The sequence below is a fragment of the Magnetococcales bacterium genome (assembly GCA_015231175.1).
Lineage (GTDB): Bacteria > Pseudomonadota > Magnetococcia > Magnetococcales > DC0425bin3 > HA3dbin3.
The window spans coordinates 24,458-45,277 of sequence record JADGBZ010000004.1 but is presented as its reverse complement, the minus strand read 5'-3'; the positions used below and the strand labels follow the sequence as shown (position 1 = coordinate 45,277).

21 protein-coding genes are annotated in these 20,820 nt (G+C 58.9%); 17 read left to right on the top strand and 4 right to left on the bottom strand.

Annotated elements, in window-relative coordinates:
- Positions 1-255: 255 nt before the first annotated feature.
- The 12 genes from HQL63_01590 to HQL63_01535 all read left to right on the top strand — a co-directional run bounded on the left by HQL63_01590 (position 256) and on the right by HQL63_01535 (position 14,096).
- A complete protein-coding gene (locus HQL63_01590) occupies positions 256-3,228 on the top strand; it encodes an MFS transporter (protein ID MBF0175530.1) in 2,973 nt (990 codons plus the stop codon).
- A 101-nt stretch (positions 3,229-3,329) separates the two neighbouring features.
- On the top strand, positions 3,330-4,589 hold the full coding sequence (locus HQL63_01585) for an alanine racemase (GenBank protein ID MBF0175529.1): 1,260 nt from the start codon (positions 3,330-3,332) through the stop codon (positions 4,587-4,589).
- Positions 4,590-4,623: 34 nt separating this feature from the next.
- Positions 4,624-5,163 (top strand): SET domain-containing protein, encoded by a 540-nt coding sequence (locus HQL63_01580; GenBank protein ID MBF0175528.1) that lies wholly within the window; start codon positions 4,624-4,626, stop codon positions 5,161-5,163.
- A gap of 145 nt (positions 5,164-5,308) precedes the next feature.
- On the top strand, positions 5,309-6,298 hold the full coding sequence (hemB, locus tag HQL63_01575) for a porphobilinogen synthase (protein ID MBF0175527.1): 990 nt from the start codon (positions 5,309-5,311) through the stop codon (positions 6,296-6,298).
- Positions 6,299-6,334: 36 nt separating this feature from the next.
- Positions 6,335-7,375 (top strand): tRNA (5-methylaminomethyl-2-thiouridylate)-methyltransferase, encoded by a 1,041-nt coding sequence (locus tag HQL63_01570; protein ID MBF0175526.1) that lies wholly within the window; start codon positions 6,335-6,337, stop codon positions 7,373-7,375.
- A 52-nt stretch (positions 7,376-7,427) separates the two neighbouring features.
- A complete protein-coding gene (locus HQL63_01565; GenBank protein ID MBF0175525.1) occupies positions 7,428-8,249 on the top strand; it encodes a formylglycine-generating enzyme family protein in 822 nt (273 codons plus the stop codon).
- Between the two features lie 351 nt (positions 8,250-8,600).
- A complete protein-coding gene (locus HQL63_01560) occupies positions 8,601-9,341 on the top strand; it encodes a ThiF family adenylyltransferase (protein MBF0175524.1) in 741 nt (246 codons plus the stop codon).
- Between the two features lie 13 nt (positions 9,342-9,354).
- Positions 9,355-9,981, top strand: a complete 627-nt coding sequence (locus HQL63_01555) for a TIGR04282 family arsenosugar biosynthesis glycosyltransferase (GenBank protein ID MBF0175523.1) — start codon at positions 9,355-9,357, stop codon at positions 9,979-9,981.
- A gap of 164 nt (positions 9,982-10,145) precedes the next feature.
- Positions 10,146-11,576: an HU family DNA-binding protein gene (locus tag HQL63_01550; GenBank protein ID MBF0175522.1), complete on the top strand. Its 1,431-nt coding sequence runs from the start codon at positions 10,146-10,148 to the stop codon at positions 11,574-11,576.
- Positions 11,577-11,795: 219 nt separating this feature from the next.
- Complete coding sequence (locus HQL63_01545) at positions 11,796-12,851, top strand: bifunctional UDP-4-keto-pentose/UDP-xylose synthase (GenBank protein ID MBF0175521.1); 1,056 nt, start codon at positions 11,796-11,798, stop codon at positions 12,849-12,851.
- A 13-nt stretch (positions 12,852-12,864) separates the two neighbouring features.
- Complete coding sequence (locus HQL63_01540) at positions 12,865-13,800, top strand: 4-deoxy-4-formamido-L-arabinose-phosphoundecaprenol deformylase (protein ID MBF0175520.1); 936 nt, start codon at positions 12,865-12,867, stop codon at positions 13,798-13,800.
- Positions 13,801-13,841: 41 nt separating this feature from the next.
- On the top strand, positions 13,842-14,096 hold the full coding sequence (locus tag HQL63_01535) for a hypothetical protein (protein ID MBF0175519.1): 255 nt from the start codon (positions 13,842-13,844) through the stop codon (positions 14,094-14,096).
- A 31-nt stretch (positions 14,097-14,127) separates the two neighbouring features.
- Here the strand turns inward: HQL63_01535 and HQL63_01530 are convergent, their stop codons facing one another.
- From HQL63_01530 to HQL63_01515, 4 genes are all read right to left on the bottom strand, one after another.
- The gene (locus HQL63_01530) at positions 14,128-14,514 is read right to left on the bottom strand and encodes a hypothetical protein (protein MBF0175518.1); all 387 of its coding nucleotides are present in this window, start codon (positions 14,512-14,514) and stop codon (positions 14,128-14,130) included.
- Between the two features lie 130 nt (positions 14,515-14,644).
- Positions 14,645-15,493, bottom strand: coding sequence for a carbon-nitrogen hydrolase family protein (locus HQL63_01525; GenBank protein MBF0175517.1), 849 nt, complete (start codon positions 15,491-15,493; stop codon positions 14,645-14,647).
- A gap of 5 nt (positions 15,494-15,498) precedes the next feature.
- The gene (grxC, locus tag HQL63_01520; GenBank protein ID MBF0175516.1) at positions 15,499-15,759 is read right to left on the bottom strand and encodes a glutaredoxin 3; all 261 of its coding nucleotides are present in this window, start codon (positions 15,757-15,759) and stop codon (positions 15,499-15,501) included.
- 150 nt (positions 15,760-15,909) lie between these two features.
- A complete protein-coding gene (locus HQL63_01515; GenBank protein ID MBF0175515.1) occupies positions 15,910-16,716 on the bottom strand; it encodes a ComF family protein in 807 nt (268 codons plus the stop codon).
- On the opposite strand from HQL63_01515, the gene HQL63_01510 reads away from it, so the two are divergent.
- From HQL63_01510 to HQL63_01490, 5 genes are all read left to right on the top strand, one after another.
- A complete protein-coding gene (locus tag HQL63_01510) occupies positions 16,715-17,611 on the top strand; it encodes a methyltransferase domain-containing protein (GenBank protein ID MBF0175514.1) in 897 nt (298 codons plus the stop codon). The genes HQL63_01515 and HQL63_01510 overlap by 2 nt on opposite strands.
- A gap of 155 nt (positions 17,612-17,766) precedes the next feature.
- Entirely contained in the window at positions 17,767-18,666 is a 900-nt protein-coding gene (locus HQL63_01505; protein MBF0175513.1) for a TolC family protein, read from the top strand.
- A 377-nt stretch (positions 18,667-19,043) separates the two neighbouring features.
- Positions 19,044-19,379, top strand: coding sequence for a MerR family transcriptional regulator (locus HQL63_01500; GenBank protein ID MBF0175512.1), 336 nt, complete (start codon positions 19,044-19,046; stop codon positions 19,377-19,379).
- Positions 19,380-19,391: 12 nt separating this feature from the next.
- The gene (gene surE, locus HQL63_01495) at positions 19,392-20,129 is read left to right on the top strand and encodes a 5'/3'-nucleotidase SurE (protein MBF0175511.1); all 738 of its coding nucleotides are present in this window, start codon (positions 19,392-19,394) and stop codon (positions 20,127-20,129) included.
- Positions 20,111-20,806 carry a protein-L-isoaspartate(D-aspartate) O-methyltransferase gene (locus HQL63_01490; GenBank protein ID MBF0175510.1) on the top strand — a complete coding sequence of 232 codons (696 nt, stop codon included), beginning with the start codon at positions 20,111-20,113 and terminating at the stop codon, positions 20,804-20,806. The genes surE and HQL63_01490 overlap by 19 nt, the downstream gene beginning before the upstream one ends.
- The last annotated feature ends 14 nt before the right edge of the window (positions 20,807-20,820 follow it).

The window sequence follows — 20,820 nt, the reverse complement described above, 5'->3', positions numbered from 1 at the left end:
ATGTCATTCTGACCAATGCACGTTGACAGGGAGATTCTGACGGAGCATCATGCGCCCCGCAGATCGCCAGCAGGGGTGCATCTTCTCCCGGTGCCTCTGGAGTGCCTTTGCCCTGTGTGCAGGGAGTGTGGGCGGCATGGTCGCCTTCCGCATTCCTTTTTCCACTTCGGAGATACTCCCCTGGTTCGTACACTCTTCCAGACACTTTTTCAGATAAGGTCTGCCGAGTTTTGGCGCGTACAGGCCTTTTTTCTGTTGTTGTTCGTCATCAGCATCTATTTTACCCTGGGAGTAACCCTGGGTGATACGCTGTTTCTGTCCAGTCTGGGACCGGAACGCTCCAAAACGATGCTGCCATGGCTCTGTATAGGCATTGCATGCGCGACGGCCCTGGTTGCCACGTTGGTAGGGCATCTGCAACAAAGGTATTCCCCGGAACGATTGTTTCTGATCGTAGGGCTCGGCCTGGCGGCCACCATCGTCATTTTTTGGCTGTTGTTGGACCCAAAACGCGAGGTGTTGTATTTTCTTCTTGCCATCTGGACTTTTGTCGGCGGGCAGGTTCTGACCACGTTTTTTTATACTTTCATCGGCAGCTACTTCAACTCTCGCGATGCTCGGCGCCTGTTCGGGTACATCAACGGCGGGTTGCCGTTGGGCACCCTGGTCATGGGTTACGGTGTAGAGGGTTTACTGGGGATCTTTTCGCCTGAGGATCTGTTGCTGCTCTGTGCCCCCCTTCTGGTGGTGGTGGCCATCTTCCCCGTGGTCATCAGTCACTTTCACCAACCTCTGGGGCACTCTTCGGGGGAGGGCGATGAAGATGCATCGGGCCGACAGGCGCCGTTCTCGTCTCTATTGAAGAACCGTTACATTGTTCTTATATATTTTGTTGTCATTGCAGTATTTTCCATGACGGTTGTTGCCGATTTCCAAGTAAAATCGATAGCAAGCAGTACCCTCAACAAGGTGGAGATGTGCGTCTTTTACGGCCAGTTCTATGGTTTTCTGGGGCTGGTCCAGATAGTCATCCAGTTCGGGTTGGTTTCCATGTTGCTGCGCAAGTTTGGCATTTTGCGCAGCTTGATGATCAACCCGATCATGCTGCTCATCGCCAGTCTGGTTTTCATGCTGTCTCCGTCCCTGATGACAGCCGCCGCCGTTTTGTTTGTTTTTTCCTCCTTTGACGAGACGCTTGATGTCCCGACACGGGAGCTGCTGTTTTATCCCTTGAACAGCCGTGTTCGCGACAGGGCTCAACCCCTGATGGGCGGGGCCATGGCGCCGTTAGGGCAGGGGATTGGCGGGGTGATGTTGTTGCTGCTGGGCCTGATTGGGCTCGGTCATATCGCCTCCTCGTTGCTGATCATTTTGTTGGGGGGGCTTTGTGTCACGTTGTTGGTGCGTTTGATTCCCCAATACCGCAGGGCTCTGGAATCCTCTCTGGCATCACCGTTTACGGATCAGGACAGCCTGGCTCGCTTGTTTGCAAGTCCAGAAGGGCAAACGGCGGTGCGCACCCTGCTGGAGGGGAGTGACAAGGCAGCCATCGAGTTTTTGCTCCAGAATCTGGAGAAACACGGAGTGGATCCATTTCAACCCCAGGTGCTCCTGCTTGCAAAAAGCGCCGATCCGGCGCTGGCGACTGCGGCGCTGAAATTGCTGCCACAGACCCAGCAAACCCACTTGTTGGAGGCACTGAAAGATCCTCGCCCCGCAGTGGTTGCCACAGCCATTCGAAGCATCTGCCGGCTGCGGGCTCTCACCGCCGTGCCCTCTCCCGCCGCCTACATGGAGTCTCCCCATCAAGAAGTGCGGGTCGCAGCCACCAGTTGCCTGGCGTTACGCGGGGAACTGGACCAGCGCATGATGGCCTTCCATCGTTTTCATAGCCTGGTGAACGACAATCGCCCGGAACGTCGGGTGGAGGCGGTTGCGATCCTGCAAGCCATGGGTGGCAACGGCTCGGGAAGATTGCTCAGAGGATTACTCAAAGATGTCTCGGATACTGTGAGACAGACGGCGGTGTGCGCTGTGCGCTGGTTGCGTGATCCTGATCTGATCCCCGATCTGATACACTTGTTGCACGATTCCCAGCAACGTGATGCCGTCATCATGGCGTTGATGAAAATGCCCCAGGAAGGGGTGCCGTCATTGGCGGTGCTGTTGCATGGCGACCATTTGAGTGTGATCGATCGATTGACCTTGCTGTCTGTTCTGGGGGAGATCGGTGGGAATGAGGCAGAGGTCACCCTCCTGGCGCACTGCACAGGAAAGCGCGGTGTCATCGAGGCCCTGACAGCAGCAAAGGCCCTGAACTGGCTGATGAGCAAAAGCAACCGCAATCGTTATGACACGGCTCCATGGCTTCCCATATTTCAGAAACATTGCCACAGCATCCAGTGGCTTCTGACCATCTGGGAGACCTCGATACCCAGAGACCCGTTTATCGCCCGGCTTTACCAGGATCACCTGCGGCTGCGCTTCGAACTGCTTTTTGGGTTGCTGGCATTGATGTATGAGCGTGAAAAGGTGTTTAATATCTGGAGACAGGTGTGCGGCACTCAGGGAACCAAACAAGCCAACTCCATGGAACTGCTGGAAACGATGCTGAATCGGCATGACCAAGGGTTGGTGTTGCCGCTACTCAACAGGTTTCTGCTGGCTGAACCTGCAACGCCTGGTAGAGCCGATCATTCCGCGCCGGATGAACTCCTCGTTGCGGAGAAGTGGCTGAACCGGGTCGTGCTGTATGATGGAGCGAATCACGAGAGAGAGGGGGGCGGCATGGCTGCACAGGAAACAAACGCCTTCGAGATCATTTCGCAGGTCTCTTTTTTGAGCAAAGTCCCTCTGTTCCAGGATGTCCCTGCGGACTATTTGGCGATCATGGCGGAATTGTTCGACACGAGGGTCTGTCTTCCCGGGGAAATAGTGTTTCAACAAGGAGATCAGGGGGACGCTTTCTTCATCGTGCAATCGGGCCTGGTTGCTGTGACAGTGCAGGAAAAAGAGGTGGGACGATTCGGCCCCGGCGCGGGCATCGGCGAGATGTCGCTGTTGGACAATGAACCCCGTTCCGCCAGTTGTGCAGTTCTCGAAGAAACCCGGTTGTTGCGTCTCTCATCCCGGAGTTTCAGCCACCTGCTCGAAACGTTTCCCAGTATTGGTACTGTTCTGTTGCGCAGCATGTCCCAACGTCTTCGAGCAGCTGAAAGAAAGGTCTAGGCAGTCGGATTCCGGCAACAGGGGGATCCCTGGAAATCTGGCCAAGGAATCAAGGGCCGGTTTTGAGAAAAGTGGCGGGACACCGCCGGAGCGCCCGTTGCATGAAACCTGGCGAGGGTGCAGAGGAGTTCATGGACTCAATGGTCTACTCAGGAATTCTCAACAAAAATTCCGACATTCCAGGCTCCTGCGTGCCCATCAGGACGGCGGGGGTCGATTGGGGTAGTCGGCTGGTTCTTGCCGAACGCATCGTCCGGGAACCAACCGGGGGAGCGCTGTTTTGCCTGAACCTGAATACCTTGTCCCGCCTGATCCACACCACCCTTGCGGCTTTGCCTCTTCCTCATTACGCCGTCAAGGCCAATTCCCATCCTGATCTCCTGTCAAGAATGGCCCTCCAGGGGGTGACACATTTTGATGTCGCATCCCTGGAAGAGCTCCTCGCAGTGCGCAAGGTGGCGCCCCATGCAACCTGCGCTTTCATGAATCCCGTGAAGAGCAGGGACGAGATCCAGAAAGCCGTGAGCCTGGGCGTGACGACCTTTGCCCTCGATTCCCAGGATGAACTGGACAGGTTGCTTTCCGCCACACAAGGTGTTCATGGCTTGTGTTTCATCGTCAGAATGAAGGTCAGTCGGGGACGAGCCGTTTATGATATGAGTGGTAAGTTTGGGGCCACACGGGACGAAACCAAACATTTGCTGGCCCGTATCGTCGCTGGCGGTATCGCCTGCGGGCTGACGTTTCATGTCGGCAGTCAGTGCCTGGAGCCGCAAGCCTATGCAACCGCCATTGCCGAAGTGGCCCAACTTGTCAGGGAGATGGCCATTCCCCTGTCGGTTCTCGATGTGGGTGGCGGCTTTCCGGCCCGCTATGGTGATTCCGAACCCTCTCTGGACCTGTTTGGCGCCAGTATTGGAGAAGCCCTCACACGGGCGCAGGACGCATGGGAACCTTCCCTGATCGTGCAGAGCGAACCCGGACGCTGCGTCGTGGCCCATGCGGGCAGCGTGGCGGTTCAGGTGATCGCACGCAAGGGTAACCAGTTGGTTCTGGGTGATGGGAAACATGGTTTGCTCTCCGAGCTGTGGTGGATGCGCGCCATGCATCCGGTGCGGCGTATCATCCGGGCGGGGAAGGTGGATGACGGGGCGATGGTTCCGATGGAGGAGTATTCCCTTGCCGGTCCCACCTGTGACAGCAATGATTTTTTTCCTGGACCCTATCGGTTGCCTCTCGACATGGCGGCTGAAGATTGGCTAGAAGTTGGTTGCCTCGGCGCCTATTCCCTTGAGTTGGCCACGCGGTTCAACGGATATGGCGCTTTTCGGCTCATGACCGTGGATGCCACGTCCTCATGATGCCACCTAATGACACCTAAGCAGGAGCGAATGAATGACCGGTTGGTTGGAGAAAATTGAAATTCGTGAGCGGGAGGTTGGCAAGGCGGTTTTTACCAAAGTGCCCCTCCGCGAAGGCGAGGCCGTGTTGCCTCTGTCCGGTCGCGAGGTGGATCGTCCGTCCAGGTATACCTTGCAGTTGGGCAACGGGCGCCACATGCTCCCCGAGGGGAAGCAATGGGGGTTCATCAATCATTCGTGTGAACCAAACTGTTGTATTGACTTTTCATCCCTGTCGGTGAGAACGCTGCGTCCCATAGCGGTTGGTGAGGAGATCACCTTCAACTATCTGACGACGGAATGGGATATGGCCTCCCCCTTTGAGTGCCAGTGCGGCGAACCCGGGTGTTTTGGCGCCATCTCCGGTTATCGCCATCTGACGCTTGCAGAGCGGAAACGGCTCCGCGCCATCGTTGGTGTCGTTTTTCACCCTGAGGGCAACCGTGCAGACTCCCCCGGGCATGCAACTGTTGGATCCGGCAATGAGGGCGCCGGATTTCCCGCTGTCCATCTGGAGATGCCTCTGGCTCGATAGGCCAGGGGGTTTGTTCCGCTTCGAGGCAGGGGCTTGCGCCATTCCGGTCATCATGGACTCTTGCCGGATGGCGCCGGGATGGGCATCCTGTGGCGCCATGCGTTCACCGCAGACGGAGGGCGTTTATTGTCTGGAGTATCCGATCATGCCCGACTCAACAGCCGCCCCTCTCTGCCATCGTCCGCGCCGCTTGCGTCGCACGGAGTCGGTCCGACGTTTGGTACGAGAGACCCTGGTGCAGCCGAGCGACCTGATTTTGCCTCTGTTTGTGGTGCCAGGCGACGGGGTTCGACGGCCTGTTCCATCCATGCCTGGGGTGGAGCAACGATCCATTGATCAAACCTTGCTGCTGGCGCGCTCCGCCGTCGAGGCGGGGCTGGGAGGTGTGATCCTTTTTGGTATCCCGGAGCGGAAGGATCCATTGGGGGAAGATGCCTGTCAGGATACCGGCATCATCCAGCGGGCCATTCGTGCCATCAAAGATGCCCAACCGGATCTGTTCGTCATATCCGACCTTTGTTTTTGTGAGTACACCAGCCATGGTCACTGTGGTGTCATCCAGGCAGGGGATGTGGACAACGATGCCACCCTGGAGAGGTTGAGCCAATCCGCCGTGACGCATGCCCGGGCTGGGGTGGACATGGTGGCGCCATCGGGCATGATGGATGGCATGGTGGCTGCCATTCGTCGCGGTCTGGATGGTGCCCGATCGACGCATGTGCCCATCATGTCCTATGCTGCCAAATACGCCTCCGCATTTTATGGACCTTTTCGCGATGCAGCCGACAGCACGCCACAATTCGGCGATCGGCGCACCTACCAGATGGATCCCGCCAATCGCCGCGAGGCCCTCCGGGAGGTGACCCTCGATGTTGCCGAGGGAGCGGACATGGTCATGGTCAAACCCGGTCTCGCCTACCTGGATATCCTGCGGGAGATGCGCGACCGGTTTGATCTTCCCCTGGCTGTCTACAATGTCAGCGGCGAATATGCCATGGTCAAGGCCGCTGCCAGCCAGGGTTGGATCCATGAGGATCGGATCGTTTTGGAGATCATGACTGCTTTCCGGCGAGCCGGGGCGGATTTGATCCTGACCTACCACGCCCTGCACGCCGCCCGACTGTTGCAGGGGTGAACATGCACCTTCCGCAACGGACATAAGGAGCAAAAAATGTCCGAAATTCGCGCCCTTGGACTTTTATCGGGAGGTTTGGACAGCACGCTGGCCGTGCGTGTGCTCCAGGAACAGGGCATCGTCGTGGAGTGTGTCAATTTTTTCACCGGCTTTTGCATCCAGTCTCATACGGGGGCGATTCGCAATCCCAGGGAGGGCGCTCCACCCCCTCGGCACGATGCCTTGCACGCCGCCAAGGCGCTGGGTATCAAATTGCATATGGTGGATATCTCCGAACCCTATGTGCAGATTGTCACGCAGCCCCGCTATGGCTATGGCAAAAATCTCAACCCTTGTCTGGACTGCAAGGTTTTCATGGTCAAAAAGGCCATGGAGATCAAGGAGAGGCTCGGGTTTGACTTTCTATTCACCGGCGAGGTGGTCGGACAGCGTCCCATGAGTCAACGCAAGGACACCATGCCAGTGATTTCCCGCGATGCCGGAGCGGAGGGATGGTTGCTGCGACCTCTCTGCGCCTTGCGGCTGCCGATCACCGAACCGGAAAAGCGGGGTTGGGTGGATCGTTCGCGCCTGCTGGGTTTTTCGGGCCGCACCCGCACGCCGCAAATGGATTTGGCCGCCCATTTTGGCATCACGGATTACCCCTCGCCATCGGGCGGCTGCTGTTTTTTGACCGATGAAAATTATGCCAGCCGTTTGCGCGACCTCTGGCACACGCGCGGCAGCAAACAATACACCCTGGACGATATTCTTCTGCTCAAGGCCGGACGCCATCTGCGCCCCGACCCGGCATACAAGGTGATCATCGGTCGCGATGAGACCGAGAACAATTTTTTGCGGGGTTTTCGGCACGGTCGGATCATGGTGCATGCGCCGGATCTTCCCGGCCCCCTGGCACTGGTGGAGGGGACGCCAGACCAGGATGGCGTCCATTTGCTCTGCCGTCTTGTCGCCCGTTATGGCAAGGGGCGGCATCTTCCAGAGGTCACCATGGAAATGACCTGCGGAGAGGAGACAACCCGCCAGGTGGTCGCACCTCTGGCACCGGAGACCATTCCTGACACATGGTACATCTGAGCCATTCTCCCAGGGATCACTTGTTCTTCCAGTACGTTGGCGTCATACGGACATGAAACGGTTTTGTTGCTTGACTCTTTTTGGTTGGTTGGTTGCTGCCGCGTCGGTTGCAGCGCAACCAACTGGACATGGGCCGGTGCGCACCGAGTCTGTCAAGGTCTATGCCAATCGCCTTGGCATGGAGTTCGTTCTGATACCATCCGGAACCTTCATGATGGGTTCCGACAAAAATTTTGATGCCGAGGCCTTCCCCGATGAGATGCCGCAGCATCGTGTCACTATCGGCAAACCATTCTACCTGGGCAAGTATGAGGTGACGCAGGCACAATGGGTGGCTGTGATGCAAGAGAACCCCAGCAAATTCAGGGCACGGGATCTTCCCGTCGATCAGGTGAGCTGGAGTGATGTGCAGGAGTTTATCCGGCGTCTGAACATCATGGAAAAGACCACAACCTACCGTTTGCCCACGGAGGCCGAGTGGGAGTATGCCTGCCGGGCCGGATCGACAACGTCGCGTTTCTGGGGAAACCGAGTCGATGAAATGAGCCTCTATGCATGGTTTGACGGCGACTCCCGCAACGAAATGCACCCGGTGGGCCAGTTGCGCCCCAACGCTTTCGGTCTGCATGACATATTGGGTAATATCTGGGAGTTCGTCCAGGATGCCTACCAGGAACAGGCCTACAAAAAACACGCACCCGTGGATCCTCTGTACGAAGAGAACAATTCCAACCGTGTTTATCGCGGGGGTTCCTGGGATGGCACTTCGTGGTATGTACGATGTGCCAATCGGGGCGGCATTTCCGGGGAGGAGCGGAGAGAAAGCCTTGGTTTCCGCGTCGCCCGCAGCGCTGCCCGACCCAAAGGGGAGTGATATCTTTCGTAACTATTCACCACCCGACCACGAATCGGGGTCCAGGGGGCTGGCTCCCTGGCAGGTCCAGGACAGAGTCCTGGTGGGGTTCGGGGCGAAGCCCTGACAAAGGCTTTCATATCCAGGCTTTTTTTGAAAGGGTGCTGAATAGTTACTTTTTTTGTAACTATTCACCACCCGCCAACGAATCGGGGTCCAGGGGGCTGGCTCCCTGGCAGGTCCAGGACAGAGTCCTGGTGGGGTTCGGGGCGAAGCCCTGACAAAGGCTTCCATGTCCAAGCTTTTCTTGCAAGGGTGGTGAATGGTTACCTTTTTTTCAAGCTTTTTTTGGATGGGTGCTGAACGGTTACCATGGATTTTACCGAAAGTCAGATGGAGCGGTACTCGCGGCAGATCATGCTGCGTGAGATCGGTGGTCTGGGGCAGGCGCGATTGTTGGCGGCTGGGGTGGTGGTGCTGGGGACGGGTGCGTTGGGTTCGGTCGCGGCACTGTACCTGGCGGCTGCCGGCGTGGGCCACATCACCCTGATCGATGGTGCGGCGGTGACAGCGGCCACACCCGAACACGCAGTCGTTTACGCCAGATCGCAGATCGGTTCCCCCAAATCCCTTGCTGCGGCCCATGCGCTCCACAACTTGAACCCGGATGTCCAGATAACCTCGGTGGTGGCGCACTGGACCGAGGGCATGGCCACACCCTGGCTGGCTGGCTGCCAACTGCTTCTCGACTGTGGCAATCGACCGGAAAGCACGCGCATTTTGGCCCGGATGTGCCGGGAACGAGCGTTGCCCCTGATCGTTGCTCGCAGGGAGATGCTCTGGGGCGCGGTGTTCACGCTCCATGGGGGAGAGAGATCCCTTTCCGGGGTGGAAGAGAGCTTGCTGGTCCAACAAAAAACTGTTTTCGGTCAGGATGTTTCGCCAGATGGGCAGAGATCCGTTTTGGCGGGATTGGTGGCCAATGCAGCGGCAAGCGAGGTTATCAAGGTGGTGCTTGGCATGCCATCGCCGGACCAGACCCTCCAGTTTTTTGATGCAGCGACAGCGACTTGGAGCATGGTGAAGGCTGCCCCGTTTTCCTCCGGGTCATGACACCCTCGCGACCATGGTGCGCTCGGCTTACATCTCTTTGAACCTCATGGCCAAGGTGCCGCAACCCGGTCTGGTCAAAACCCGTTTGATGCCGATGCTGGGAGCGGAGGGAGCGGCCCATGCTCATGCCAGGTTGCTGGCACACGTGGTGGCAAAAGCCCGTGCCTGGTGCGCTGCCGGACCCGATCGCCTGTTTCGGTTGTGGTGTACCCCCAACACCACGCATCCCGCCTGTGCCAACCTGGCCCAAGTCGGGCAGTTGCGTCTGCAACCATCGGGAGATCTGGGCGAGCGCATGGCGGCCATCACCCGGGCCGCTCTGGCGGAGTCGCCCGCCATGCTGCTGATCGGCGGTGATGCCGTCTCCCTGACTTTGACCGATCTGGATGCCGCTGCACAGGCCCTGACCACACACCCTGCCGTTCTCGGACCGACCGAAGATGGAGGTTACCTCCTGCTGGGCTTGCGCCAAACCGACCCCTCCCTCTTTCGGGGCATGGCCTGGAGTACACCAACCGTGGCCCTGGCTACGCGGGAACGATTCGGCGTCCTGGGTTGGTCGTGGCACGAACTGCCCCTGCGATGGGATGTGGATACCCCTGCCGACTGGCAACGCTTTGTGGCGACCTTCGGCGGATGACATGCGGCGGGTCGATGCAGGGCGTTGGATTCTCCCCCATCCGGGGGGTATACTCCAGGGGAACCGGAATGGAGGTCCAGGAGGGATGGCCGCGCCCTTTTCCTGGCGGGGTTCGGTGCGAGACCCTGACGAAGGCTTTCATGTTCAGAGTGGGAAGGCAGGCCATGGATCCATCCGAACTCATAGCGCAAGTCGCCCGTGACACCGGGTTAAGCCTGGAGCAGGCTGCCCAAGCCGTCAAGGCCGTCACGCGCAACATTCGGCACAGCCTGGAGGAGGGAATCCAGGTCACCCTCGAAGGTTTCGGAACGTTCTCTACCGTGGACCGTCAGGCACGGAACATCCGGCTGCACCATTCAGGTGAAGAGATCAACCTGCCAGCGTGCCGGGTGGTGACTTTCACCCCGGAAAAATCCGATCCGGCTCGACCGCCAGGCTCCATGGAGGATCGCTGGAATATCTGTGCAGCGCAAGACGACCGGCAAATCCACGCGGCATCCATGGATCTCCTCGTCGAGGAGACGGAATACACCGACGCCATCATCGACCTGGCTGCGGACATGATCGTCTCCGTGGATGCCCAACGTAAAATCAAGATCGTCAACAAGGCGGCGCAAAAGGTCTACGGCTATACGCCGCAAGAAATGGCGAACATGTCCATCGCCCAGCTCTATGCCCGCGAAGAGGAGTTTCTGGCTGTGGGCGAGAAGATGCGCACCCAAGGCCATTTTATCGGTGAGATCACCGGTCGGAAAAAAAACGGCGAGGAGTTTCCCGCCCGGGTCACGGCCCTGTTGCTGCGCGACAAAAACGGCAACGTCATGGGGTCGGTGGGTTACTCCCGGGATTTGACGGAAGAAAAGGCCTCTGCTGTGGCCAGGGAGGAACTGGCCGTCCTGAAGGCAACCGAGGCCCTCAAAAAAGACGTTGAAAACATCACCCGCCACGATCTCAAGTCACCCATCAACGGCATCATCAGTTTTGCCGACTTTCTGGAACAGGCGGACACCCTGGCCTCGGAACACAAGAGCACCGTCCACATCATCAAAGATCTTGGCTATCGGGCCATCAACATGGTCAACCTCTCCCTGGGTATCCTCAGAATGGAGAGGGGCAGCTACCAACTCAACCCTGCATCCATCGATCTGATCTCCATCATGCGCAGTATTGTGCTCGATGCCAAGGCCCAGATCAAATACAAGCAGGTCGAGTTGAGGATGCGAATCGATGACCGCCCTGTCGAGGAGAGTGATACGTGTTTCTTCTGGGGCGAGGAGTTGCTCAGCTATTCGATGTTTACCAACGTGTTCAAAAACGCCCTGGAGGCCTCCCCCAAAAAGCATCCCATCACCATCCTGTTTGGGCACGCAGAAAACGTGATGGTGACCATACACAATTTTGGCGCCGTCCCGGAGGAAATTCGCTCCCGGTTTTTTGAAAAGTATGTGACCTCCGGCAAATCAACAGGGACTGGTCTGGGTACCTATTCGGCCATGCTGATCGCCAAAACCCAACATGGACACATCACCATGCGCTCCTCCGAGGAAGAGGGCACCACCATCACGGTGACTCTTCCCAAGGCGCCGGCGACCTGATAAAGATTGGGCGCTTTCGGTGCTGAACAGATACTTTCTTCGTAACTATTCAGCACCCTTTCAGGAAAGGCTTGGATATGAAAGCTTTTGTCAGGGCTTCGCCCCGAACCCCACCAGGACTCTGTCCTGGACCTGCCAGGGAGCCAGCCCCCTGGACCCCGCTTCGTTGCCAAGTGGTGAATAGTTGCCTTTCTTCTCAAGCCTGGGTGAGCCATCTCTGTGAAAATATTGATTTTCGGTGTCAACGGCTTTATCGGTCACCACCTCTCACACCGGATTTTGCGCACCACGCCGTGGCACGTCTACGGCATGGACATGCACACCGATCGGGTGGAGGCGCTCCTGTCCCATCCACAATTTCATTTTTTCGAGGGGGATATCTCCATCAACCGGGAGTGGATGGAGTACCACATAAAAAAATGCGACGTCATTCTGCCTCTGGTGGCCATCGCCACGCCGGCAGCCTATGTACGGCACCCGCTCCAGGTCTTTGAACTGGACTTCGAGGCCAACCTGCACATCGTGCGCGCCTGCGTCAACCACAAGAAGCGGGTGATCTTTCCCTCCACCTCCGAAGTCTACGGTATGTGTTCCGATGCCGCTTTCCACCCGGATCTGTCGCACCTGGTGTTGGGGCCCATCACCAAACAACGCTGGATCTACTCCTGTGCCAAACAATTGATGGATCGGGTCATCTGGGCCTACGGCATGGAGCGGGAGCTGGATTTTACTTTGTTTCGTCCTTTCAACTGGATCGGACCGGGGCTCGACAATTTGCACACCCCCAAGGAGGGCAGCTCCCGCGTGGTGACCCAGTTTTTGGGCCATATCGCCCGGGGGGAGCCCATCTCCCTGGTGGATGGCGGCCTGCAACGGCGCTGCTTTACCGATATTGACGACGGCATCCATGCTCTCATGGAAGTCATCCGCAATCCTCAAGGGGTGGCCAGGGGGAAAATATACAACATCGGCAACCCGGAAAATGACATCTCCATCCGCGAACTGGCCGAGGTTATGCTCGAAACCGCAGCCGAGTTCCCGGAATACGAGTCTGGATTGAAAAGTGTCCGCCTGGTCGATGTCCAAGCCAAAGAGTACTATGGGGAGGGGTATCAGGATATCCAGACCCGCGTGCCTTGGATCGAAAACATTCAACAGGATTTGCATTGGCAACCCCGCATCACGCTCCGGAGTTCCCTGCGCAAGATTTTTGATACCTATCGCCACGAAGTGGAACAGGCTGGTTCCCTGTTGGACGATCACGAAGGGGGGTAGGCGGGAGTAGGTCATGCATATCGCCCTCAAGGTTGACGTGGATACCTTTCGCGGTACCCGGGAAGGGGTGCCGGCGCTGTTGCGTCTGTTCGACCGCCATGAGGTCCGCGCCACGTTTCTTTTCAGTCTGGGGCCTGACCACACCGGACGTGCCCTGCGGCGCGTCTTTCGCCGGGGGTTTTTGAACAAGGTTGGGCGTACTTCGGTATTGAGCCACTATGGCCTCAAAACCGTGCTGTATGGGGTTCTCCTGCCTGGCCCCCATATTGGCCGTCAGGCCGGCGATGTGTTGCGCACCACAGCCCTGGCTGGGCACGAAACCGGCGTCCACTGTCACGATCACGTCTATTGGCAGGACCACGTTGCCCGCCAGGATCACACCTGGACGCAACACGAAATGGCCAAGGCCCAGGCCGTCTATCAAGAGGTTTTCGGCCACCCGGCCCAGGTGCATGGCGCTGCCGGATGGCAGGTCAACCCCCACACCCTGGCTCTGGAGGAGAGCGGCGGATTTTCCCACGCCAGCGATACCCGTGGCACCCACCCCTTTCTGCCGTTCATGCAGGGTATCCGCTCCACCTGTGTACAACTCCCCACCACCCTTCCCACCCTGGACGAGTTGATCGGAAGGAATGGTTTGACCCCGGACAATGTTGCCCAACACCTTCTCGCCGCCAGTCAGGCACCTCGTCCGCAGGGTCACGTCTATACTTTGCACGCCGAGCTGGAGGGGATGAAGTTGCTCCCGGTCATGGAGGCCCTCTTGCGAGGGTGGCGACAAGCGGGTTGTGTCATCGGCACCTTGGCCGATCTCCATGGCCGTCTGGCAGGTGAACATCTCCCCTTGCACACTGTGACATGGGGTCAGGTGGAGGGCCGCTCGGGAGACCTGGCCATTCAGGGGCCTTTGGTTCCAAAAGGAGAACCGCGTCCTGGACCTGCCAGGTAGCCAGCCCCCTGGGCCCCGGTGCGTTCAGGATCGTCACGACCATGCAACATCGGCATTTGAATCACCAGACATTCACCCTTGCGGCCATTGATGATGTCATTGCCCGGGGTGGTCGCAACGACTGGGCAGTCTTGCGCCGTGCGGCCCTCGCAGACCCATCCTTGTTGGAAAAAACATGGGGGATATGCCGCGTTCAAGTGGCGGATCCCTACGCCCAGCGTTACCATTTCTGGAAACTCTATGCCGAACACCATATTTTTGATCGGATCACGGGTATGGACCAGCCATTGGATTGACAGCCTGCCCGTCCTGCGGATCCAACGCCTCTCAGGAGGAAGCGCTGCCGTAATGGGCCATGCAGGCTGTGGATTTCTCCAGGGCGCGTTGCCACAGGGTTGCCAGATTCGGCGCCACCGGCTGCCCGGGCGCCAATGCCTTGAAACGGCGCCGTCGCCCGGTGATGAAACGCCAGTCGAAACGTTGAGCCTGAATGATGGTCTCCACGACGGGTTGAATGGGGCTGTGGAACCCCCAATCAAGTGCATCCACCAGGGGAGTGCTGATATCCGGGTTGGGGCCCTGGGCCAGATTGTCGTGGATGTGCCGCAACAGGGGGAGAAAATCCGCTGTAAATCCAGCCGCTCCCAACTGTGCCTGGATGCGGGGGATGGCGTCGAACAAATCGCAGGTGATGCTCAGGGTTTTGATAATCATGGGTCAACCTCGGCAAAGTCCAAATGGAAAGCTTTGACATGAAAGATATTGTCAGGGCTTCGCCCCGAACCCCACCAGGAGGAAGGGCGCAGCCCTTCCTCCTGGACCTCCATCCCAGTCTTTCAATCGTTTATCGGTCCGCAAGAACACGATGCGCCAGGCAGGGTATCTGTTCCCGACAAGTCGAAACCCGGACCGGATCCAGTTCCGCCATGGCAAACCCTTCTCCATCGGGGCAGCGGGCGATGACACTCCCCCAGGGATCGACGATCATGGAGTGCCCGTAGGTGCGGCGGCCACCCGGGTGGACCCCTCCCTGGTTGGGCGCCAGGACATAAGCAAAATTTTCCACTGCCCTGGCCCGCAGCAACAACTCCCAATGATCCTTCCCGGTCGTCAGGGTGAAGGCGGAGGGAACGGTCAACAAGGTCGCTCCCGCCGACACCAGCCGTCGGTACAGTTCCGGAAAGCGCAGATCGTAACAGATGGACAACCCGATCCGGCCAAAAGGGGTATCGCCACAGAGCGGGGTTCGCCCCGGCACGATCACCGCCGACTCTTGATAGGGTTCACCCGATCCAAGGCGCACGTCGAAAAGATGGATCTTGTCATAGCGGGCGCGGATCTCGCCGTGCGGATCGAGGAGACAACAACTGCTCGTGCTTTTCTCCTGCCCGGCAACCAGCATGGGAATCGATCCTCCCACAATCCAGACGCGCCGCCGTCTGGCCAGCTCCACCAAGAATTGCAGAGACGGGCTGGCCTCTGGATCCTCCCGATGGCGGCGTTTTTCCTCTTCCGTCTGCCCCATGAAAGAAAAATTTTCCGGCAATACGAGTAGTTCAGCGCCCCGGTCCACGGCCCGGTCCATGAGACGGCCAGCCCGGTCCAGATTGGCCGCCCGGTCCGATCCGGAACAAAGCTGGATCACCGCCGCCAAAACCGACCGCGCATCGGGAATGATCGGGTTGCCAGCCATGGTGTCTATCCACGCCCCAGGAGGGCATCCAGTTTACCTTCCGACTCCAGGGCATACAGGTCGTCGCACCCTCCCACATGGTGATCCCCGATAAAAATCTGCGGTACGGTCTTGCGGCCTTGGGCCCGTTTGAGCATTTCATCCCGGCGGCTGGGATCCAAAGTCAAATTGATCTCCTGGTAGGTGGCCTTCTTTTTGTCCAAAAGCATTTTGGCCTTCACACAGTAGGGACAGGTGGTGGTGGAGTAGATGACAATCTCGGGCATGGCTTTCTCCTTCGAATTGGATCCAGGGCACAGTTTATAAGTGACCGGCAAAACAAGGCATCAGGGGAGACACTGCATCAGGGGAGACACTCTACCACGGTCGACAAGCATTTGGGTACGCAAGACCTTCTTGGCATCGCACGACCTGGGTCAACCCATGGACGACACCACGCCATGGGTCGGCAAGGCCCTCGCCAAAACCACGACAACCACCCGCCTGGCCCCGGCATGCTTCAGGGCAAACGCAGCCGCTGTCAAGGTGGCTCCCGTGGTGGTCACATCATCCACGAGCAGCACCTGCCTCCCCTGGACCCGCCTGGCATCCGCCAGGAATGCCCCGCGCACATTTTCCCGGCGACCGCCAGCATCCAGATTGGCTTGTGGGATGGTGTTGCGCCGCCGTATCAGGCCTCCGGTATCCATGGGTTTGCCAAGGTGATGGGACAACACCCTGGCCAACAAGGCGGACTGATTGTAGCGCCGCCACCACAAACGCCGCCAGTGCAACGGCATGGGAATGACCACATCCAGTGTTTCCTGTTGTAAATCAGGGCCAAGACGCTCCCAACACAGGCCACCCAGCATCTTGGCCAGATGTCCCTGATCCTTGTATTTGAAAGCATGCAACAATGTTCGCACGCGATCCTCAAAAACGAAGGCACAATAAAAACCATCTGGCGCCCATGCCACATCCTGGCAGGCGCTACAGGTCTGCATCGGTTGCTCCGTCATCTCCCCACAACGCCGGCAAAAGGCGTCCGGCCTGGCCGGCAAATCCTGTTCACAAGCCCGGCACAGCGTGTGAGGTGTGGCGACGGAGGTCTGACAAACCGGGCACCGGGAAGGAAAGAGAAGGTCAAGGAGCAACCTCCACCCCTGTTGCCCGCTCGTGTGGACCCGTTGAAAAAAACTTCTCCCCTCATTCAATCTATGGCACAATAAAGCGGCTATGGTCATGAATGCATACTCCTCGTATCACGACTGCGAACCGGACTTTTCTCCTCCATTGTCCCTGGTGGATCGGGGGCGGCTGTGGTGCGCTCTGGCCCGGGCGGACGCCACGGAGCCATTGGCACAGATTGCCACGGCCCTGGTGGCCCGCCTGGAAGATATCCGCCTGCAACCTGGCCATATCCTCGATTTGGGCGACCGGAGCGGGGTCGTTGCCGCACTGTCGCACAGCCGCTGGCCCCAAGCCTCCCTGACGCGGGTGGGCCTGGATCCGGTCACGCCACGTCGCTTTCCGCCGCACCCCAACCCGGGGGAGGCTCCGCACCCCGCCCTGACCGCCGACCTGGCCCACCTGCCCCTAGCTGACGCCAGCTTCGATCTGGTGATTTCCAACATGGCCCTGCACTGGTGTGCCGAGCCCGGGCCTGTCTTCCGGGAGGTGCGCCGCGTTTTGCGCCCCGAGGGCATGTTTCTTTTCACCACCTGCGGCGACGAAACCCTGAAGGAGTTGCGCCGCGCCCTGGCCACGCTCGATCAGCAACGCCATGGTCGCATGTGGCCCCGCGTCTTGGCAACACCGGACATGCGCCGGGTTGGCGATGACCTGATCGCCAGCGGCCTGGCCATCCCGGTGATGGACCGGGATTATCACCGTCTTGCCTTCCCTTCGGTCTCCGATCTTCTCCGGCGACTTAAGCATCTGGGGGCAGGCAACCATCACCACGTCCGCCACCCTGGTCTGACCGGCAAGGGGTTTGTGCACGAGCTGGAAGCGATCTACCGCAGCCTTTATCCCCAACCCGACGGATCCATACAGGCGACCCTGGAGGTCTATTTTGGGCACGCCTGCCGCATGGATCACCATAAACGCCGGTCACGTACCTGTGGGGTCAAATTTTAGTCGTCGCCAGTCGGCACCCTGTCTTGTCAGGGCTTTGTTTCGAGCCCCACCAGGACTCTGTCCTGGGTTTGCCAGGGAGCCAGTCCCCTGGACCCCCATTTCAAAGCGCCATGAGAAACTCAACAAGGAGGCGTCGCGTGAGATATTGAACATGGATGCTGATATTGGATTGCCTTGGCTTGTGTGCCCAGACCGCCGCTGCGGATGTGGTGACCCTTCCCCAACTCTACCAACTCGCATCCATCCGGGACGCTGCATTTCAGATGGCCAGGGAACAAAAAATGGTGGCCATGGAGCGTCGCCCCCAAAGTCTCGCCAGGCTGCTTCCCTCCCTGTCGGCCCAGGCCAGTGCAGCCAGCATGAAGCAACGGGAGACCTTTCCCACAAGCTATGGCGTGACGGCCCAGACCCTGACACTGAATGTGCCACTTTTCCACTGGGACAACATCGTGGATTTACGCCAGGCGGAGAAGGAACAGGAAAAAGCCATCCTGGCTTATGCCACCGCCGAACAAGGTCTGGTGATGCGTGTGGCGCAGCGTTATTTCGATCTGCTCCTGGCCTGGGAGACCCTGGCTGTGAACGAAGCGGAAAAGAAAACCATGGCCGTGCGCCTGGAGATGGTCAAGGAGCGCCTGCGTGTGGGCTCCGCCATCCGCACGGATCTCTTTGAGGCCCAGGCCGGCCATGATTTGGCCCAGACCGGTGTCATCGATGCGGCCAACGCCGTGGAAAACGCTGAGGAAGCTCTGCATGAGATTGTCGGAACCAGCCAGTATCTCACCCGGTTGCAACCTCTGCCCGAGCCGATTCCCCTGCACCACCCGGACCCCGACGACATCACCGCCTGGATCGCCAACGCCCTGCAAAGCAATCCAGGCCTGCTTGAAGCCCGTCTTGACAAGGAGATTGCCCACGATGGCGTCAGCAAGGCCAGGGCCGGCCATCTGCCCACCCTGGATCTCGTTGCCGCCCGCAACCACCAGAACAACTCGGCTCCCCCCCAGTGGTTGGGCGGACGCAGTCAAACGGACTCCCTCATGCTGCAACTCTAGTGGCTCAACCGTGTTGATTTGATGTGCAGAAATGTTCCAATGCTCCAGGAACAGCTCAACCATGAAACGGGGTCCAGGGGGCTGGCTCCCTGGCTTTGTCCAGGGCAGCGCCCTGGTGGGGTTCGGGGCGAAGCCCTGACAAAGGCTTTCATTTCCAAGCTTTTCTTGAAAGAGTGCAGAATAGTCACGAAAAGTGAACACTTCAAATCATGTCGGTTGAGCCACTAGACCCCCATTCCAAAAGGCGATCATGGCCCCGGGTGGGTCCATGTCACATGCGATTGCCCTGGGTGCTGAATGGTTACGGTTGACGAAATACAGGGTTTCCCGTAGCCTCGGGGAATTGGGGGGATCCACACCATCGAGCAAATGGCTGAATGACAATGCTGCCTGACAGAAGCTTCCTCGACATGGGCGAGGTGGCCGCCATCCTGGGCGTGGCGCCGCATGTGCTCCGGTATTGGGAGAAGGAGTTCCCCCAAATCCGCCCCCTGAGACGCATCGGTCACCGGCGCATCTACCGACGGCAGGATGTGGATCTGCTGCTGCGCGTCCGCCACCTGCTCTACAAACAAAGATTGACCATCTCCGGTGTCCGGGAATATCTGCGCCAGGAGAGTATGCTGCCACCCCATGACACCCTGCGGGAGATCCATCGTGAATTGCTGGATCTCCATCGCCTGCTGACCCACTCCAGGCCAGGAAGCCCCTGATGCGAGCATGCCATGCAAATCCTCATAGCCAACGATGATGGCATCCAATCCCCCGGCCTGAAAGCACTGGCCGAGGCGGTGACCCGCCTCGGAGAGGTGACCGTGGTGGCCCCGGACCGCAACCGCAGCGGCACCTCCCATGCCATCACCGTGGAACGCACCCTCCAGGCCACCGACTATGGCGAACGCTGGTACGGCCTCGATGGCACACCCGCCGACTGTATCCAGGTAGGCGTCCGGCAAATCCTGCCAACCCTGCCCGATCTGGTGATCACCGGCATCAATGCCGGGGCCAATCTGGCCGAAGATATCTACTACTCCGGCACCGTCGGCGCTGCCCGCGAAGCTGTCCTGCATGGCATTCCGGCCCTTGCCATCTCCCTGGCCGGCGAGCCCCCCTGGCATTTTGAAACCGCCGCTCGTTTTGCCACCGTCCTGGCCGGTCAGTGGCGCACACGCCTCCTCCCCCGCTCCACCTTCCTGAACATCAATGTTCCAAATGGCCCGATTTTTGCTATCAAGACCCCTGTTGTCACACGCACCGGACGCCGTCCACGTCCCTCCCGGGTTGCCGGCGGTCCCGTGACGGGTGCCGCCTTTTGGCGGCCCCATCCTGGCGCCAGCGAAAAACGTTACATGGAAGATTTTCAGGCCGTAGCGGCAGGCCATGTCTCGGTCACACCGCTGCATATCGATGCCTTTTTTGACGAAGCCATGGAAGAACTCGCCAAATGGCCCACTTTTCTTTAACACAATCCCACCCGGCTCCCCCCCAACGCCGCAACGGGTTTCTCCCCAGTCGCGCCCAGGAACACATGGTGCGCGAACAGCTTGAAGGGCGTGGCATCAGCGACCCGCAGGTGCTGGCCGTGATGCGGGAACTTCCCCGTCATCTTTTTGTCGATGAAGCCCTGGAAGAGCGTGCCTACGGCGATGTCACCCTGCCCATCGGCGAAAAACAAACCCTCTCACGCCCCTACACCGTCGCCCGCATGACCGAAGCCCTGCGCCTGACCGGCCAGGAGAATATCTTGGAGATCGGCACCGGCTCCGGCTACCAGACCGCCATCCTGGCCCGCCTGGGCCACCACGTCCATACCATCGAGCGCCTGCCCGAACTGGCCCATCTGGCCGCTCGGCGGCTGCGAAGCATGGGGCTGCACAACGTCACCTGCCTGATGGGGGATGGTTCCCTCGGCTGGCCGGAAGAGCGCCAGTTTGACCGGATCATGGTCACGGCAGGCGCCCCGGTCGTCCCACAGACCCTGATGCAGCAACTCACCCTCGGTGGCGTGATGGTCATCCCCATGGGCAGCCAGGAACAACAACAACTACTCCGCATCGTCAATCATCGCCACGGCGAGATCCGGGAAATCCTGGAGCCATGCTGTTTCGTCCCCCTGCTCGGCGCCCAAGGATGGCATTGAAGCCGACCAGGAAT

Excerpts from the sequence above, each read along its gene's own strand:
- HQL63_01585 (MBF0175529.1), top strand. The coding sequence starts at position 3,330 with ATGAAACCTGGCGAGGGTGCAGAGGAGTTCATGGACTCAATGGTCTAC.
- HQL63_01580 (MBF0175528.1), top strand. The coding sequence starts at position 4,624 with ATGACCGGTTGGTTGGAGAAAATTGAAATTCGTGAGCGGGAGGTTGGC.
- hemB (MBF0175527.1), top strand. The coding sequence starts at position 5,309 with ATGCCCGACTCAACAGCCGCCCCTCTCTGCCATCGTCCGCGCCGCTTG.
- HQL63_01570 (MBF0175526.1), top strand. The coding sequence starts at position 6,335 with ATGTCCGAAATTCGCGCCCTTGGACTTTTATCGGGAGGTTTGGACAGC.
- HQL63_01565 (MBF0175525.1), top strand. The coding sequence starts at position 7,428 with ATGAAACGGTTTTGTTGCTTGACTCTTTTTGGTTGGTTGGTTGCTGCC.
- HQL63_01560 (MBF0175524.1), top strand. The coding sequence starts at position 8,601 with ATGGATTTTACCGAAAGTCAGATGGAGCGGTACTCGCGGCAGATCATG.
- HQL63_01555 (MBF0175523.1), top strand. The coding sequence starts at position 9,355 with ATGGTGCGCTCGGCTTACATCTCTTTGAACCTCATGGCCAAGGTGCCG.
- HQL63_01550 (MBF0175522.1), top strand. The coding sequence starts at position 10,146 with ATGGATCCATCCGAACTCATAGCGCAAGTCGCCCGTGACACCGGGTTA.
- HQL63_01540 (MBF0175520.1), top strand. The coding sequence starts at position 12,865 with ATGCATATCGCCCTCAAGGTTGACGTGGATACCTTTCGCGGTACCCGG.
- HQL63_01535 (MBF0175519.1), top strand. The coding sequence starts at position 13,842 with ATGCAACATCGGCATTTGAATCACCAGACATTCACCCTTGCGGCCATT.
- HQL63_01530 (MBF0175518.1), bottom strand. The coding sequence starts at position 14,514 with ATGATTATCAAAACCCTGAGCATCACCTGCGATTTGTTCGACGCCATC.
- HQL63_01525 (MBF0175517.1), bottom strand. The coding sequence starts at position 15,493 with ATGGCTGGCAACCCGATCATTCCCGATGCGCGGTCGGTTTTGGCGGCG.
- grxC (MBF0175516.1), bottom strand. The coding sequence starts at position 15,759 with ATGCCCGAGATTGTCATCTACTCCACCACCACCTGTCCCTACTGTGTG.
- HQL63_01510 (MBF0175514.1), top strand. The coding sequence starts at position 16,715 with ATGAATGCATACTCCTCGTATCACGACTGCGAACCGGACTTTTCTCCT.
- HQL63_01515 (MBF0175515.1), bottom strand. The coding sequence starts at position 16,716 with ATGACCATAGCCGCTTTATTGTGCCATAGATTGAATGAGGGGAGAAGT.
- HQL63_01505 (MBF0175513.1), top strand. The coding sequence starts at position 17,767 with ATGCTGATATTGGATTGCCTTGGCTTGTGTGCCCAGACCGCCGCTGCG.
- HQL63_01500 (MBF0175512.1), top strand. The coding sequence starts at position 19,044 with ATGACAATGCTGCCTGACAGAAGCTTCCTCGACATGGGCGAGGTGGCC.
- surE (MBF0175511.1), top strand. The coding sequence starts at position 19,392 with ATGCAAATCCTCATAGCCAACGATGATGGCATCCAATCCCCCGGCCTG.
- HQL63_01490 (MBF0175510.1), top strand. The coding sequence starts at position 20,111 with ATGGCCCACTTTTCTTTAACACAATCCCACCCGGCTCCCCCCCAACGC.